Origin of the sequence: Amycolatopsis sp. (assembly GCF_035546795.1) — a bacterium.
In the GTDB taxonomy this organism is placed as follows: Bacteria; Actinomycetota; Actinomycetes; order Mycobacteriales; family Pseudonocardiaceae; genus Amycolatopsis_E.
Genome location: NZ_DASZWC010000042.1, coordinates 1 through 15,502, shown reverse-complemented (window position 1 = coordinate 15,502; position 15,502 = coordinate 1). Strand labels below are relative to the sequence as shown.

Here is a 15,502-nt window from a genome sequence, read left to right as displayed (position 1 = left end):
GCCAGGCTGAGCGGGAGTGGAATGGCACCGCGAGGATCCGGAGTTCGATGGCTGATCGGACGGGATTGCTGCTTGGACGGGGGCGGGGTGGCTGGTTGGACGGGTGCCGTAGCGCGTAGCCGCCCAGCGGGTGGGCCCGGGGTGTCGGTGCACAGAGCCGCCCGGCGGGTGGGCTCGGGTTGTCGGTGCGCGGAGCCGCCCGGCGGGTGGGCTCGGGTTGTGGTTCGGGCGGGGTGCGGCAGGGCAGGTCCGGCCGCTGCCCTGCCCGAACCACCGCCATCGGGTCGGGTGGTCATCTGGGGGCCGGCGCGGGCGCCGTCCCGGCGCGGGCAACCGGGCCGGCTCTGGCGTGGGCGGAGGCGGAGCCGAGACCGCCTGGGGCGGCGGCCTCGACTTCCACCAGCGCGTCCCACCCGTCGAGCCGGCAGCCGACCAAGCGCACAGTCATCTCTTCGGCGACGGTCTGCGCACGCCCGCAGGCCGTCGCCACCCCCAGATCCGCTTGTCCCGCCGCGGCCAGGGCGGCGAGGTCGGCGGCGTTGACTGCGCGATGGCGGGTGAGGATCGCCGAGCCGAACAAGAGCAGTAGGCCGGCGAGCCCGAGCAGCGCGGCGATCGCGCCGGCTGCCCATACGGTGGCCACCCCCCGCTCATCCCGAAGCATCGGAGACTCCGGGTTCCAGCACGGCATATGCCCGGCCGTTCAGTTCGATACCGGGTAGGAGGCCACCGATCGCTTCGGCCCGCACCTCCACCGTTATGGCATCCCCTTCCGCCGCGACGCTCAACCGGGCGCCATCCGGTGCGAGTTCCTTGACGGCCTGGTCGGCCAGCGGACGCTGACCTCGCGCGACCAGCCTGGCGGCCTCGCGGGCGGCGTCGGCGCACCTGATCTCGCCCGTCACGACCAGGATGCCCGACAGTACGAGGCCGAACATTGCCATCAGCCCGCACAGGGCGATCGCTGCCTCGACGGTGACCGCACCGCGGTCGGAACGCGCACGCATGATCAGAACTGCACTGTCAAAGCATGTTCGATCACCGACCGCAGCGCCGACACGACCGAATCGCCCGTGAGCACGGTGTAGAGCAAACCCGCGAAGCCCGCGGCGGCGACGGTGCCGATGGCGTATTCGGTGGTGCTCATCCCGTCGTCCGCACGGGCGAGCGAGCGGAACCAGCGCTGCCACCACCGGACCCTGCGCCGAGCATGACGACCGGTTGACTGCATGAACATGGGAGATCCCCTTTCAACTTTGTCTACTGTGGACGTTCAAGTGATGAGATGGCCGGCGAGCCCAAGTACGACCGGCACCACCCCCAGGCAGAGAAAGGCGGGCAGGAAGCACAGGGCCAGCGGCCCGGCGATCAACACCCCTGCGCGTTGCGCCTTCGCCTCGGCGCGATCGGCGAGCGACGCGCGGAGCTGCGTTGCTATCTCCTCCGCGACCTGCGCGAGCGCGCTGCCGGACCGCGCCGTCCGGCGGGCCGCCCTGGCCAGCTCCGCGGTTCCCGGACAGGCTCGGGCCGGCGCCCATGCTTCCGCCGGAGCGGCACCCATAGTGAGCAGTGCCGCTGTCGCCCGAAGGGCGTCGGCCTCCGGGCCCTCCCAGTCATCGATGATCGCCTCGATGGCGGCCGGAACCGGCATGCCGGCGCGAAGACAGGCGGCCAGCAGATCCCAACTCGCGGCGAGCCGGGTTCCGCCTGATCGCGGCTTTCGCCTGGCAGACCAGGGAACGCGGAGCTTTTTCGGTGCGGGGCGCATCAGCAGACGGGTGAATCGTGCGTGGGCCGCGCTTTGTCCGGGGAGTACGAGCAGTGCGGTGGCCACCAGCGCCACGCCTTGACCGGGCATCATCCGGGCGCCGTTCGGGAGGCGCTGGCAGGTAGCGATTGCCTTGCGAGAGAACGAGGCCGCGGAGGTGATCGTCGGTTTAGAGGGCAGGCGGGAACTCCGAAGGTGGTCATGGTTTCTCCAGGAGATGGTGTGAATGCTGACGGGTCAGATCGCGCCCAGCTGGGTGAGCCGAGCGCTCCAGGCGGTGCCGGCCAGGATGAGTGCTGCGCCGAGAAGCAGTAAGACCTGCCCGGCTAGGGTTCCGGTGAGTACGTGCAGCGGCTGAGCGCCCATCGCCTCGCCCAGCAGCAGGCCGAACAACGGCAACGCGGCGAGGACGCCGGCACTGGCTCGTGGGCCGGCCATGGCGGCCTCGGCTCGGCTGGTGAACCGCGTCCGGGCGATGACATCTCGCCGGACGGACTCGAGCAGTTCGGCCAATGGCAGCCCGTGACGGCGGCTGAGCGTCCAGGCCTGCGCGACCTGTTCCCGCCACAGGGCAAGGAATCCGGAGCCCGGTGGCGCCTGAACCTCGCCACCGAAGCGGGCAGCCGCCGCGAGCGTTCGCATCAGGACTGCGACGTCCTCAGGCGCGTCTGCGCCCGCTGACTCAGCCGCAACGGCGGGCGGTGACCCGCCGCGCAGTTCGGAGACCATCGCGTGAAGTGCCTCCGCCACGGCACCGCCCGCAGCCAGTTCCGCCTTGGTCCGCCGACGGGATGCTCGCTGCTTCCACCAGGAGGCACCGAGCAATCCCACTGCGACGACTCCGGCCGGACCGACGAGCGGGAGCAGCACGACCAGGCCGGCGATCGGCACCCATTTCGCCGGGGGCCGCCAGCGTTCACGATCGCCGGTCGGCGGGAACACCGCGGCGAATCGCGTCAGGCTTCGGCGGATCGGCCAGCACAGCAAGGCGGCCGCGACGCACGGCAGGATCAACGTCATCATGGCAGCCGAACTCCCTGCGCTGTAAGCAAAGTAGCCAGCAACGCCTTGCGTTTCGTCCATTCGCCGTCACGCCACACCGGAAGCACGCGGACGTCACCGCTTGCGTCCCGGCTCAGGACACCGACCTCGGCCAGGCATCGTCCCGAGCCGGCACGCCGCATGTGCAACACGACCTGCACCGCGGCTGCGAGCTGGCTGTGCAGCGCCGCGCGGGGCAGCCCGCCCAACGCGGCGAGCGCCTCCAGCCTGGCTGGAACCTCGGCTGGGGAATTGGCGTGCAGCGTGCAGGCGCCGCCTTCGTGACCTGTGTTCAACGCATTGAGGAGTTCACAGACTTCTCGGCCGCGCACCTCGCCCACGACCAAGCGGTCCGGGCGCATCCTGAGCGCCTGCCGCACCAGATCGCGCAGGGTGATCTCACCGGCGCCCTCGACGTTCGGCGGACGGGCGATCAAGCGCACGAACTGAGGATGGCCGGGCTGGAGCTCTCCGGCGTCCTCCACGCAGACGATCCGCTCGGACGGGTCGACGGCGCCGAGCATCGCCGCGAGCAATGTACTTTTGCCCGCCCCGGTGCCACCGGTGACAAGGAACGCGAGCCGCGCGGCGACGACTGCTTGCACGAGTTCCGCACCCTGGCCCTCAAAGGTGCCCAGCGCGCGAAGTGCTTGCAGATCGTGCACCGCGGGCCGGAGCACACGGAGCGAAATGCACGTTCCGTCAGCGGCGACCGGCGGTAGGACCGCATGCAGCCGCACCGAGCCCTGCGATCCGGCTCCGGGGAGCCAGCCGTCCACATAGGGCTGTGCATCGTCCAAGCGGCGACCTGCCGCAAGCGCCAGCCGCTGCGCAAGCCGCCGGACCGCCTCGTCATCCGCGAATCTGATCTCGGTGCGGTGCAGACCTTTCGGGCCGTCGATCCACACTTCGTCAGGCGCGGTGACGAGCACGTCGGTGGTTCCAGGGCGAGCCAGCAATGTCTCCAGCGGCCCGACACCGGTGAACTCGTGACGCAGCGTGCGCAACGCGTCGAGCACTTCGGTGTGCCCGACCGGCCCGCCGGCCTCTGCGCGCACGGCATCCGCGACAGCCGCCGGATCGGTGCCGGAACCGTTACCCGCCAAGCGAAGGCGGACTCTGTCGATCAGTTCGGTGTTCACGCCGCGACCTCGGCCATACCGGTTTCCGATCGCACCGCTGCCAAGGCGGTATGGGCCGCTGAGGCCAGCGGGCCGCGGCTGCGGAACGGGAACTGCCCGCCTTCCAACACCTTGTCGAGCTGACGCTCGGCCGCCATCGAGACCAGCAGCGGGGCCTTGACCGCCTCCACGACATCGGCGGGACCGAGGCCACCCGGCGACGGGCCACGCACGACCAGCCGGACCCGGCCTGCCCTGGCACCGATGCGGCCGACCAGGCCACGTGCGGCGACGCACGCGCGGATTTCGGCCGGCACCACCAATGCGAGCAGGTCCGCCCTGTCCAGCACCGCTTCGACCCGGGCGTCGAAATGCCTCGGGAGATCGCAGACGACCAGGCGGCCCGCACGGCGGCCGGCATCCACAACGGACGCGATCGCCTCGGGCGTCGGCTCCTTGCCCTCCGGCTCGCAGGAGACGAACGGCAGACGCCCACCACGGAACGGGTGTGACGGGAGCGCCTCCGTCAGTGACGGCATGGCCACCCGCCCACCGTCCAGCCGAAGCCCGGACCACCGACTGCCGTCCTGAAATTCGGCTCCCAGCAATAGATCCAGGCCGCCGCCGAGCGGATCGCAGTCGACCAGCAATGCCCCGGAATCGGCCCCCGCGAGCGCCAGCGCCGTCGCGAACACCGATGCGCCGGCTCCACCCCGGCCGCCCAGCACGCCCACCACACAGCCGCCGGGCGCGCCTGGGCCTTCGACGACATCGGCGAAAGCGCCGACCAGTGCGGCCTCGGCATCCGGCAGTGACAACACCTGTTGCACGCCGGCCGCGAACGCGCGCTCCCAGGTGGCCGCTTCCGGCGGGCCCTTCGTGATCAGCAGGACCCCGGCACGGCGCGGGAGTTCGAGCCCGGTGGCCAGTGCGTGCTCGTCGACCAGTACGAGCGGCGCCCGAATCCACTCGCCCCGCGCCGACAACGGATCGGGCGCACGCTGGGTCTCACAGCCCGTGGCCGCGGCGAGGCGCAACACCTCGTCGAGCAGCGCCTCGTCGGTGACGATCACGAGCGGACGTTCGTCGGTCATCGGAGCCCCCAGGGATTTCGGTGGTGGAATTCGGCTTGTTCCCACCGTGGCGCTGAGGGTCTTGAGGAGGCAATAGGGAGTTGGCTCGCCTGTGGATAACCGGGGTGGTGTGGATAAGTCCGCGTATCCGGGAAAGAAGGCAACCCCCGCCAGGGGGGAGGGGCGGGGGTCGCCAACGGTTCAGTCCCGGGGGGTCGGACTGAACCAAGCCGGTGAGTTACACCGGGCAGAGCTCACCTTAACTCCGGGATCCGCCGTTTCGACCTCCACAATTCGATAACGTAAATCAGCAATCGATTTCCTGTTCCCGTAACGGATTTTCAGGCTGTCCGGGCAAGACTGTGGTCGCTGGCGACCCCGGTGCCGGGAAGCTTCTATCCTGGGTGGGTGGCAGAACCGATCAGCTCGCCGGCGAGCGCAGCGCAGGCCGCGGCAACGGGTACCGGCGTCGCGGCCTTTTTCGACCTCGACAAGACGATCATCGCTTCCTCCAGCGCGCTCGCGTTCAGCAAGCCGCTGCTGCGCCAGGGGTTGATCAGCCGGCGGGCGGCGTTGAAGAGTGCGTACGCCCAGCTCGTCTTCTCGCTGTCCGGGGCGGACGAGGACCGCACTGAGCGGATGCGCGCGGAGATCTCGAGGCTGTGCGCGGGCTGGGACGTCGCACAGGTTCGCGCGATCGTCAACGAGACCCTGCACGACATCGTGGATCCGCTGGTCTACGCGGAGGCCGCGGAGTTGATCGCCTCGCACAAGGAGCAGGGGCACGACGTGATCGTGCTGTCCGCGGCCGGCGAGGAGGTGGTGGCTCCGATCGCGGCCATGCTCGGCGCCACTCGCAGCGTCGCGACCCGCATGGAGATCGTGGACGGCCGATACTCGGGTCAGGTCGACTTCTATTGCTACGGCGAGCAAAAGGCCGTCGCGGCGAAGCAGCTCGCCGTCGAGTACGGTTACGACCTCGGGGCCTGTTACGCCTATACCGATTCGAGTACCGACGTGCCGATGCTCGAGGTGGTCGGCCATCCGTACGCGGTCAACCCGGACAAGGCGCTGCGCAGGCTCGCGAACGAACGTGAATGGCCCGTGCTGGCCTTCACCAATCCCGTGTCACTGCGCAGCAGGATCCCGGCGCCGTCACCGACCGCGCTCGCGGTGGGCGTGGGCATCGGCGCGGTCGCCGCAGCCGGGGTGACCTGGTACGGACTGGCCCGCAAGCGGCGCGAAAAGTAGTCGCGCACGGTGGTCTCATCACCGAATCGAGTCTCTGTACCGGTGCACCCGTTCAACCCCTTGAAGTGACGGCCGTCACTGGGTAGAACAGAGGTGCGGACATTTTGTCGGCCAGGGACGAAGCGAAGAGAAGCTTCACTCCACCCCGAGAGATGTCCGTGCGCGGACTCCGGGCACCCACGCGCAGCACGCCGCGGGAGGCTTGTCGTCAAGGGACTGCGTACCGGGACGCCGGACGCCGAGTCCAGATAGATACGACACGAGTTGCACGCTTGGTCACCCGAGCGGTCCGCGCGGGCGGGCGCCGCCGGCATTTCGCCGGCGGCGCCCGCGCACGTTTACGGGTCTTTTCCGGAAGTTCCCCCGATCAGGGCTCTGCCAAATGGCAGATGCAGCCGTTGACCGCGGTCATCGCGAGTGAGTAGCTTCCCGATACCGAATGGTTCAGGTGGAAATCTTTCCACCGCCATCGGTACTGGAGGGAGGCCATTCGTGGGCCGGAGGAATCATGCGCTCGCAGCGACCGTCGCCGGAGCGCTCATCGTGACCGGGCTCAGTGCCGCGAGTCCGGCCGCCGCGGTGCCGCAAATTCCCGGCGCGGACGCACAAGCGGTGTCCTGGGCGCAACGGACGCTGCGCGGGATGTCGCTTGAGGACAAGGTCGGGCAGCTGTTCGTCGCCGATGTCTGGGGCAAGTCGGCGGACGAGGTGAACCCGGGCAACCAGACGAAGTACGGAGTGGACACTCCGGCGCAGGTCGTGCAGCGGTACCACCCCGGCGGTGTCATCTACTTCAACAACTCGGGCACCGACAACGTGGACGATCCGGCGCAGGTCGCCGCGCTGTCCAATGGGTTGCAGCGCGCCGCGCTGGCCTCCGGCGCGCATCTGCCGCTGATCGTCTCGACCGACCAGGAGGGCGGCCGGGTCACCCGGATATCCGCGCCCGCAACGGAATACCCCGCGAGCATGGCTGTCGGCGCCGGCCGCAGCGCCGCCGATGCCAGGCAGCTCGCCACGATCAACGGGCACGAGCTGCGCGCGATGGGCATCAACCAGAACTTCGCGCCCGACGCGGACGTGAACTCCAACCCGCTCAACCCGGTGATCGGCTCGCGCTCGTTCTCCGCGGACCCGGCGCTGGCGAGTGAGCTGGTGGCCGCCGAGGTGGATGGGTACCAGAATTCGGGCCCGGCCACGGAAACGGTGTCCTCCGCAGCGAAACATTTCCCCGGCCACGGCGACGCGGCGACGGACAGCCACACCGGGCTCCCCGTCATCAGTCACACCGAGCAGCAGTGGCGGGAGATCGACCTGCCGCCGTTTCAGTCCGCGATCAAGGCCGGCATCGACGTGATCATGACGGCGCACATCACGGTGCCGACCCTCGATCCCTCCGGGGAGCCGGCCACGCTGTCGAAGCCGATCATGACCGGAATCCTGCGCGACGAGCTCGGCTACGACGGTGTGGTCGTGACCGACTCGCTGCAGATGGCCGGCGTGCGGCAGATGCACCCGGATGCCGAAATCCCGGTGCTGGCGCTGGAAGCCGGGGTCGATCAGATGCTGATGCCGCCGGATCTGAGGGTGGCGATCAACGGCGTACTCGACGCGGTGAAGAGCGGCAGGCTCACCGAAAGCCGGATCGACCAGAGCGTGCTGCGGATCCTGGAACTGAAGTACAAGCGTGGGATTCTCGCGAAACCGTTCACCGGCGGCCGGGTGGACCGGACGGTCGGCACGGCGGAGCACCGGGAAGCGATCCAGACGCTGACCGACAAGACCACCACCGTGCTGCGGAACGACGCGAACCTGTTGCCGCTCAAGGATTCCACTGGCGTGCTTGTCACGGGCTGGGACAACCCGGCCTATCCGGGCTACCCGGCGGAACCGGTGAACACGCTCGCCACACAGCTCGGCGGCACGGCGCTGCCGACAGGGGCGAGCCCGACTGCCGACCAGATCAGCCAGGCGGTTTCCGCCGCGGACAAGGCGAAGACGGTGGTGGTGCTGACCAACGGGCTGCGCACTTCGCAGCCACAACGGGACCTGGTGAACGCGTTGCTCGCCACGGACAAACCGGTGGTCGCGGTGACCATCCAGGAGCCTTACGACCCGGGCTACGCCGACGTGCCGACCTGGGTCGCGACGTACGACTGGCGGGACGTCGCGATGACCTCGCTCGCCAAGGTGCTGACCGGGAAGCTCTCCCCGCAGGGCAAGCTGCCGGTGAACATCCCGGCCGGCGACGACGGGAGCAAGATCCTGTACCCGTTCGGGACGGGGCTGACCTGGTGAGCGTCAGCCGACGCCGAGCGCTGGCCGCCGGCGCACTGGCCACGCCGCTGCTGGCGAGCGGGTCGGCATTGGCCGGTGGCTCGGCGCTGGCGGCCGAAAGCCCGGGATTCGTTGTGCCGGCGGCAGATCAGCTCGCCGCGCAGGGCTGGCGAAAACTGGCCGGGCGCAGGGTCGGAGTGCTGTCCAACCCGACCGGGGTGCTGGCGGATTTCGTCCACATCGTCGATTCGATGGTCGCTGCCGGGGTCCGTCCGGTGGCGGCGTTCGGGCCCGAACACGGTTTCCGCGGGAGTGCGCAAGCGGGCGGCTCGGAGGGTGACTACACCGACCCGCGCACCGGCATCCCGGTGTACGACGCGTACGGCGCAAGCGTGGACAGCCTCGCCGCCATGTTCACCAAGGCGGGCGTGGACACCATCGTCTTCGACATCGCCGATGTCGGGGCCCGGTTCTACACCTACATCTGGTCGCTCTACACGGCGACGGCGGCCGCCGCCCGAACAGGCGCGTCGTTCCTGGTGCTCGACCGGCCGAATCCCGTTGGCGGCAAGGCTTTCGGGCCGATGCTGGAACCCGCGTTCGCTTCGGGGGTCGGGCTCAAGCCGATCGTGCAGCAGCACGGGATGACGGTCGGCGAGCTCGCCCGGTTCTTCGCGGGCGAGTTCCTGCCACCGGCGACGATCGACCTCGAGGTGGTGCGAGTCGAAGGCTGGAGGCGGGAGACGTTCTTCGCACAGACGGGATTGCGGTGGACCCCGCCGAGTCCGAACATGCCCACCCCCGACACCGCGCTGGTCTACCCCGGGCTCGGCATGTTCGAGGGCACAGTGTTCACGGAGGGCCGCGGTACGACCCGCCCGTTCGAGATCGTGGGTGCGCCGGGGGTCGACTGGCGCTGGCGCGAAGAGCTGACGGGGCTGGGCCTGCCGGGCGCGGAGTTCCGCGAGACCTACTTCGTGCCCACCTTCGGCAAGTTCGTCAACGAGACCTGCGGCGGCGTGCAGGTGACGGTGACCGATCCACGGACGTTCGACGCGGTCCGGACGGCGGTGGCGATGTTCGTGACGGCGAAACGACTGCATCCGGATCTGTTCGGCTGGCGCCCGGATCTGGCGATCGACAAACTGTCCGGGTCCGACCGGCTGCGCAGGATGATCGACGCGGGCGCGGGAACTGACGAAATCGCCGGTTCGTGGCAGGACGAACTGACCGGGTTCGTCCGGCGCCGGCAGCCCTACTTGCTGTACTGGTGAGGTCGTCATGCGTGTCGGCAAACTACTGGTCGTATTGCTCGTCGCGGCCCTGATCGTTCCGGGAGCCAGTGCCATCGCCGAGGTCGCTCAGCCGTGGGCAGGCCGGTTCGACCGGCCACAGCAGGGCTTCGCCCCCGCGAACACCGTGCTGCGCACGGGAAATCCCGCCGAGGTCCGACTGGCCGGCGGACCGATCTCCGCGGCCGAGGAGTTCCTGGCGAGCTGGGCCCGAGACGATCCGGCCACCGGGCATCCCCATTTCTCCGGTGCGGTCGGGCTACTCGCCCACGACGGCGTGATCGTGGACCAGTACGCGACGGGCGGCGCGGTGCGTTACGCCGATGCGGCAGGCACGGAGCTGCCTGCGGCCGAGCAAGTGCCGATGCGCGTGGACACGATCTTCGACATGGCCTCGGTGACGAAGCTGTTCACCTCGATAGCGGTGCTGCAGCTGATCGAGCAAGGCAAGGTCGACCTGACCGCGCCGGTGGCCCGGTACCTGCCCGAGTTCGCGACGAACGGCAAGCAGGATGTCACCGTGGTGCAACTGCTCACGCACACGTCCGGGCTGGACGCCGACCCGGTTCCGTCGCTGTGGCAGGGCTATTCGGACATCCCGGCGCGGCGCAAGGCAGTGCTGGACAGCCCGCTGGTGCACCCGCCCGGCACCGTGTACCTGTACTCGGACATCAACCTCATGACACTGGGCTTCCTGGTCGAGCAGGTCACGGGTGCGCCGCTGGACACGGTGGTCCGGGACCGGATCACCGGGCCGCTCGGGATGACGGACACCGGTTACAACCCGCCCGCTTCGAAGCTCGGCCGCATCGCCGCGACCGAGTACGAGTCGGACCCGCCGAGGGGGCTCGTCCGCGGCCAGGTCCACGACGAGAACGCGTGGGCGCTCGGTGGGGTGTCCGGGCACGCCGGGATCTTCTCCACCGCGCAGGACATGGCGGTTCTCGGCCAGACGATCCTCAACGGCGGCTCGTACCAGGGCGCTCGCATCCTGCGGCCGGACACCGTGCGCCGGATGTTGACCAACTACAACGAGGCCTTCCCAGGAGACGAGCACGGTCTCGGTTTCGAGCTGGACCAGATGTTCTACATGGGTGCGCTGTCTTCGCCGGTCACCGCAGGGCACACCGGGTTCACCGGCACCACGTTCGTCATCGACCCGGGGTCGCGGTCGATCGCGATCCTGCTGACGAACAGGGTGCATCCCACCCGGAACTGGGGATCGATCAATCTCGCGCGGGAAAAGTGGGCGACGTCGCTCGCCGAGGCGATGGCTGTGCGGCCTGCCGCCGGGCGGGACTCGTGGTTCAGCGATATCGGCAACAGCACCACCGCAACGCTGACGACTCCGGTGTTGCACCCGGCGGGGCCGAGCCACGTGCGTTTCGACACGTTCGTCGACACCGAATCGACCGATCCGCTCGTGCTGGAGGCCAGTTCCGACGGCGTCACCTGGGATCCGGTCGAGTTGCGGGTAACGGGCCGAGGTGCACCGACAGGTACCAGCATGTCACTGAGCGGGCACGGGCATCGCGCTTGGTGGTCGGTGACGGCAGAACTACCGGCGGCCGGACAGGTGATTCTTCGCTGGCGCTACCGGACGGACGCGAATTACGCGGGACGCGGGGTTTACGTGGACGATGTCCGAATAACCAGCACCAACGGAAATCTGCTGGACGCCGAACAACAGCCTTCGTCACTGAGTGCGATCGGCTGGATGCTGAGTACACGCTAAGAATACGACCACATTGCTCACGGACCGTCATAACATTCGGCTGGCGGCTCACTATCACTGGAGCGCGCGGCAGGCTACCGACGAACGTCTGCTGTTTCGGGAACCACAGTAAGTTGCCAAGTCGTTAACAAGTAGACGTTAACAACTCCGACCCGGTTGGCGACTTTCCGGGCAACTGAGTCAGCGCAGCTTGGACGTGCAGGGGCGAACGAGTTGCGATCATCCCGAAGGATGTGGGTAGCCTTGTCTCAAATGCCTACGGTTAGTAACTTTCCCACGGCAACGGATGTCGAATCGGTAACCGAGCAGGTACCGACCGGCATCGTTCCCGTCAGCAGAGAGTCCGAAGCCAGTCCGCTGGTCCGGATTCGGTCGTTACTGCCCGGATTGGCCCGCGCGGAACAGAGAGTGGCCAAGGTGGTGCTCGAAGACCCGTCTTCGGTCGCCCGGCGCAGCATCACCGAAGTCGCGCTGGCCGCGAGTACGTCCGAAACGACGGTGACGCGTTTCTGCAAGGCCGTCGGCGTCGGTGGTTATCCGCAGTTGCGGATCGCGCTGGCCGCGGACACCGCGCGCTCCGAGGCGCGCTCGACGCGGAATCTCGGTGGCGAGATCGGGTTGGACGACGATCTGGCCGCAGTGGTCGGCAAGGTCAGCTTCGCCGACGCGCGTGCCGTCGAGGAGACGGCCGACCAGCTCGACATCCCGACCTTGGAGCGGGTCATCGCCTTGCTCGCCGAAGCGGGCCGTGCGGACGTCTACGGCGTGGGCGCCAGCGCCTTCGTCGCCGCGGACCTGCAGCAGAAGCTGCACCGCATCGGCCGGATCTGCTTCTCCTGGTCGGACACGCACATCATGCTCACCTCGGCCGCGGTGCTCGGCCCCGGCGACGTCGCGATCGGCGTCTCCCACACCGGCGCGACCACCGACACCGTCGAGGCGTTGCGGGTGGCGCGTGAGCACGGTGCGACCACGGTCGCGCTGACGAACTTCCCCCGTTCCCCCGTCACCGAGGTCGCCGACTACGTGCTGACCACGGCGGCCCGCGAAACCACCTTCCGTTCCGGTGCGACCGCGAGCCGGATCGCCCAGCTGACCGTGATCGACTGCCTGTTCATCGGCGTGGCGCAGCGGCACATGGACGCCGCGGCGCTGGCGCTGGACGCCACCCGCGAAGCAGTCGGCGCGCACCGGCTCGGGGTCAGGCCGGACGGCAGGAGGCGTCCCCGAGAAACCGGTAAGTGAGACGGACGAAATGAGGCGCATGATGACGGTGCCGAGCCAGGTGGTGCACGTCGATTCACCGACGGAGCAACGCAATCCCCGTACGACCGAGATCGACCGCATGCCGACGATCGGCATCCTCGGCTTGATCAACTCCGAGGATCGGCGAGTGCCCGAAGCGGTACACGAAGTGTTGCCCGAGCTCGCGACCGCGGTCGATCTGGCGGTGGAAGCGTTGCGCTCCGGGCACCGGGTGCACTACGTCGGCGCCGGCACCTCGGGGCGGCTCGCCGTCCTGGATGCTGCCGAACTCGTCCCCACCTACAACGTCCCCGCTGACTGGTTCGTCGCGCATCACGCGGGCGGCGACCGTGCGCTGCGCGAAGCCGTGGAGAACGCCGAGGACGACGCGAAGGGCGGCGCCGCGGAGCTGTCCGCCTCGGTCGAGCCGGGCGACTTCGTCCTCGGCCTCACCGCGTCCGGCCGCACCCCGTTCGTGCTCGGCGCGCTCAACGCGGCGAGTCTCCGGGGCGCGCGGACGGCGCTGGTATCCGGGAATCCGCGGGCGATGCGGCCCGTCGGCGTGGACGTGCTGATCGCGGTGAACACCGGCCCCGAGGTCATCGCCGGGTCCACCAGGATGAAGGCGGGCACGGCGCAGAAGGTCATTCTCACCGCGTTCTCGACGGCCACGATGATCAAGATGGGCCGCACGTATTCGAACCTGATGGTGAGCATGCGGGCGACCAACGCGAAGCTGCGTGGCCGCACGTTGCGGATCCTCGAAGAAGCAACCGGAGCGAGTGAGCAGGACTGCGCGGCCGCGCTCACCGAAGCCGGCGGCGAGCTCAAGGTCGCGTTGATGCACCTGCTCTGCGGCGTGGACGCGCGCACCGCTTCGCAGATGCTGGCCGCCAACGGTGGTCACGTCCGGGACGCGCTCACGGCCACCACCTGCTCGGCCTAGCGGAGACGCTCAGCCCGCGGCTTCAGCGATGCCGCGGGCTTCGCGGGCGCCTTTTTCCATTGCCTCGCAACAGAAAAGCAGCCATTCGCGAACTCCGTCCGGTGTACCGCCCGCGAACGCCTCGGCCGTTTCGCGGTACTGCTTGAGCCGTCGCAGACAGGCGACCTCGGGGATGGTCAGCGACTTGGGATCCACCCCGGTCGCGACCATCGTCAGGCGCGCGGCCGCCCTCGCCACCACCCCGTCGGCGCTGCCGAACGGTTTGAGGGCAAGGAGTTCTCCGTGCACGACAGCGGTGAGCAACGGCCCCGGTACCGCGGTCGCGCCGGCGACCAGCTGCGACAACATTTCCAGGCGGGCCCCGGTTCCTTCGCGGGGCCGGCCGAGCAGATCACGGTCCGGCACCAGGTCGGACGCCGCGAGCACATGCATCCGGGCCAGCGCCTGCCCTGGCGCGCGCCGCCAGGTCGGCAGCAAGGACTCGGCGGACTCGGCAACGCGCAAAGCGCCTGCCAGCACGGGATCCTTCACAGCGGCGTCTTCGGGGATTTCCGGGTCCGCGCCGTCGATCGCCGCGGACGCGCGGGCGGCGCGCACCGAGGCTTCGGCCGCGGTCGCCGATCCACCACGCAGGTTCGCGGGATGGCGGTGCACCGCGAACACGGCGTCCTGCGCGGATTTCACGGCGGCCGCAACGCCGTCGAGGTCGAGTAGCGGGGCGAGTGGGTCTGTCACGCGTCCAGCACCTGCCCCTCGCGCCGCACCACGGGTGGCACGCTCGACCACGGGAAGTTGATCCACTTGTCCGTGCGCCGCCAGACGTAGTCGCATTTGATCTCGGACTGCGACTTCTCGTAGATCACCGCGCAGCGGACCTCCGCCACGTGGTCCGCGCAGAAGTCCCGGACGAGCTTGAGTGTCGCCCCGGTGTCCGCCACGTCGTCGGCGACCAGGACGTGCGCGCCGGTCAGGTCGACGGCGTTGGGCACCGGTGGCAGCATCACCGGCAGATCGAGGCGTTCGTCGACGCCGGTGTAGAACTCGACATTCATGACGTGCAGGTTCTTGACGTCGAGCGCATAACCGAGCGCACCCGCGACGAAAAGGCCACCACGCGCGATCGACAAGATCAGGTCGGGCTCATAGCCGCTGTCCGCGATCGTCTGCGCCAGCTCCCTGCTCGCTGTACCGAACAACTCCCAGGTGAGCTCTTCCCGCTCCGCCATCCGCTCTCCTACCGCCGAGTACCCGCGAGCATATGTGGCGGCAAACTGGTCCTCAGCGCTCGCCCGAATCCACGATCACGAAGAGGCCACTCGCCGGAAGGCCGCGTGCGAGGATGAAGTCCACTCTGCGTATACCGAACGGTCCCGGGCTCTGCGGACCAAGGCCGTTACCGCCGTCCACCCGGGGAGTCTGTTGGGCCGCACTCTTTCGCTCTGAGTACTAACGTCGTTACGGTGCTCCCGGCGTAAGCCCATCGATACATAACTTTCAGGAGGCCGTGCACCATGACCGAGCAGTCCCCCGCGCTCGACAATCTGCTCACCGAGAACCGGACATTCCCGCCGTCCGAGGACTTCGCCGCGCAGGCGAACGCATCCGCCGACTGGTATGAGCGTGCCGCTGCGGATCGTGAGGCGTTTTGGGGGGAGCAGGCGGAGCGGTTGTCGTGGGATACGCGGTGGTCGCGGGTGGTGGATTGGTCGGGGGCGCCGTTTGCGAAGTGGTTTGTGGGTGGGAAGTTGAATGT

16 protein-coding genes are annotated in these 15,502 nt (G+C 68.8%); 7 read left to right on the top strand and 9 right to left on the bottom strand.

Annotated elements, in window-relative coordinates:
* Positions 1-292 precede the first annotated feature (292 nt).
* From VHD82_RS23925 to ssd, 7 genes are all read right to left on the bottom strand, one after another.
* Entirely contained in the window at positions 293-643 is a 351-nt protein-coding gene (locus VHD82_RS23925; RefSeq protein ID WP_325708056.1) for an Rv3654c family TadE-like protein, read from the bottom strand.
* A gap of 7 nt (positions 644-650) precedes the next feature.
* Positions 651-1,007, bottom strand: a complete 357-nt coding sequence (locus VHD82_RS23920; RefSeq protein WP_325708053.1) for a TadE family type IV pilus minor pilin — start codon at positions 1,005-1,007, stop codon at positions 651-653.
* 2 nt (positions 1,008-1,009) lie between these two features.
* Positions 1,010-1,237, bottom strand: coding sequence for a DUF4244 domain-containing protein (locus tag VHD82_RS23915; protein ID WP_414637570.1), 228 nt, complete (start codon positions 1,235-1,237; stop codon positions 1,010-1,012).
* 36 nt (positions 1,238-1,273) lie between these two features.
* Positions 1,274-1,768 carry a type II secretion system F family protein gene (locus VHD82_RS23910; RefSeq protein WP_325708260.1) on the bottom strand — a complete coding sequence of 165 codons (495 nt, stop codon included), beginning with the start codon at positions 1,766-1,768 and terminating at the stop codon, positions 1,274-1,276.
* A 237-nt stretch (positions 1,769-2,005) separates the two neighbouring features.
* A complete protein-coding gene (locus tag VHD82_RS23905) occupies positions 2,006-2,791 on the bottom strand; it encodes a hypothetical protein (RefSeq protein WP_325708049.1) in 786 nt (261 codons plus the stop codon).
* Complete coding sequence (locus tag VHD82_RS23900; RefSeq protein WP_325708046.1) at positions 2,788-3,951, bottom strand: TadA family conjugal transfer-associated ATPase; 1,164 nt, start codon at positions 3,949-3,951, stop codon at positions 2,788-2,790. The genes VHD82_RS23905 and VHD82_RS23900 overlap by 4 nt, the downstream gene beginning before the upstream one ends.
* Positions 3,948-5,024, bottom strand: coding sequence for a septum site-determining protein Ssd (ssd, locus tag VHD82_RS23895; protein WP_325708044.1), 1,077 nt, complete (start codon positions 5,022-5,024; stop codon positions 3,948-3,950). The genes VHD82_RS23900 and ssd overlap by 4 nt, the downstream gene beginning before the upstream one ends.
* Before the next feature lie 387 nt (positions 5,025-5,411).
* On the opposite strand from ssd, the gene VHD82_RS23890 reads away from it, so the two are divergent.
* From VHD82_RS23890 to VHD82_RS23865, 6 genes are all read left to right on the top strand, one after another.
* Entirely contained in the window at positions 5,412-6,254 is an 843-nt protein-coding gene (locus VHD82_RS23890) for an HAD-IB family hydrolase (RefSeq protein WP_325708041.1), read from the top strand.
* A gap of 492 nt (positions 6,255-6,746) precedes the next feature.
* The gene (locus VHD82_RS23885; RefSeq protein WP_325708039.1) at positions 6,747-8,552 is read left to right on the top strand and encodes a glycoside hydrolase family 3 protein; all 1,806 of its coding nucleotides are present in this window, start codon (positions 6,747-6,749) and stop codon (positions 8,550-8,552) included.
* Positions 8,549-9,805, top strand: coding sequence for a DUF1343 domain-containing protein (locus VHD82_RS23880; RefSeq protein ID WP_325708036.1), 1,257 nt, complete (start codon positions 8,549-8,551; stop codon positions 9,803-9,805). The genes VHD82_RS23885 and VHD82_RS23880 overlap by 4 nt, the downstream gene beginning before the upstream one ends.
* Before the next feature lie 7 nt (positions 9,806-9,812).
* Positions 9,813-11,558, top strand: coding sequence for a serine hydrolase (locus VHD82_RS23875; RefSeq protein ID WP_325708033.1), 1,746 nt, complete (start codon positions 9,813-9,815; stop codon positions 11,556-11,558).
* A gap of 252 nt (positions 11,559-11,810) precedes the next feature.
* On the top strand, positions 11,811-12,803 hold the full coding sequence (locus VHD82_RS23870; RefSeq protein ID WP_325708030.1) for a MurR/RpiR family transcriptional regulator: 993 nt from the start codon (positions 11,811-11,813) through the stop codon (positions 12,801-12,803).
* 19 nt (positions 12,804-12,822) lie between these two features.
* Positions 12,823-13,749 (top strand): N-acetylmuramic acid 6-phosphate etherase, encoded by a 927-nt coding sequence (locus VHD82_RS23865; protein ID WP_325708027.1) that lies wholly within the window; start codon positions 12,823-12,825, stop codon positions 13,747-13,749.
* A 9-nt stretch (positions 13,750-13,758) separates the two neighbouring features.
* Here VHD82_RS23865 and VHD82_RS23860 read toward each other — a convergent pair whose 3' ends face one another.
* Together VHD82_RS23860 and VHD82_RS23855 are read right to left on the bottom strand one after the other, a co-directional pair.
* Entirely contained in the window at positions 13,759-14,484 is a 726-nt protein-coding gene (locus VHD82_RS23860) for an oxidoreductase (protein ID WP_325708025.1), read from the bottom strand.
* Positions 14,481-14,975 (bottom strand): phosphoribosyltransferase, encoded by a 495-nt coding sequence (locus VHD82_RS23855; RefSeq protein ID WP_325708022.1) that lies wholly within the window; start codon positions 14,973-14,975, stop codon positions 14,481-14,483. Before VHD82_RS23855 ends, VHD82_RS23860 begins: the two co-directional genes overlap by 4 nt.
* Before the next feature lie 285 nt (positions 14,976-15,260).
* Between VHD82_RS23855 and VHD82_RS23850 the strand changes: the two genes are divergently transcribed.
* The coding region (locus tag VHD82_RS23850) for an acetyl-coenzyme A synthetase N-terminal domain-containing protein (RefSeq protein ID WP_325708020.1) at positions 15,261-15,502 on the top strand (242 nt) is incomplete at its 3' end.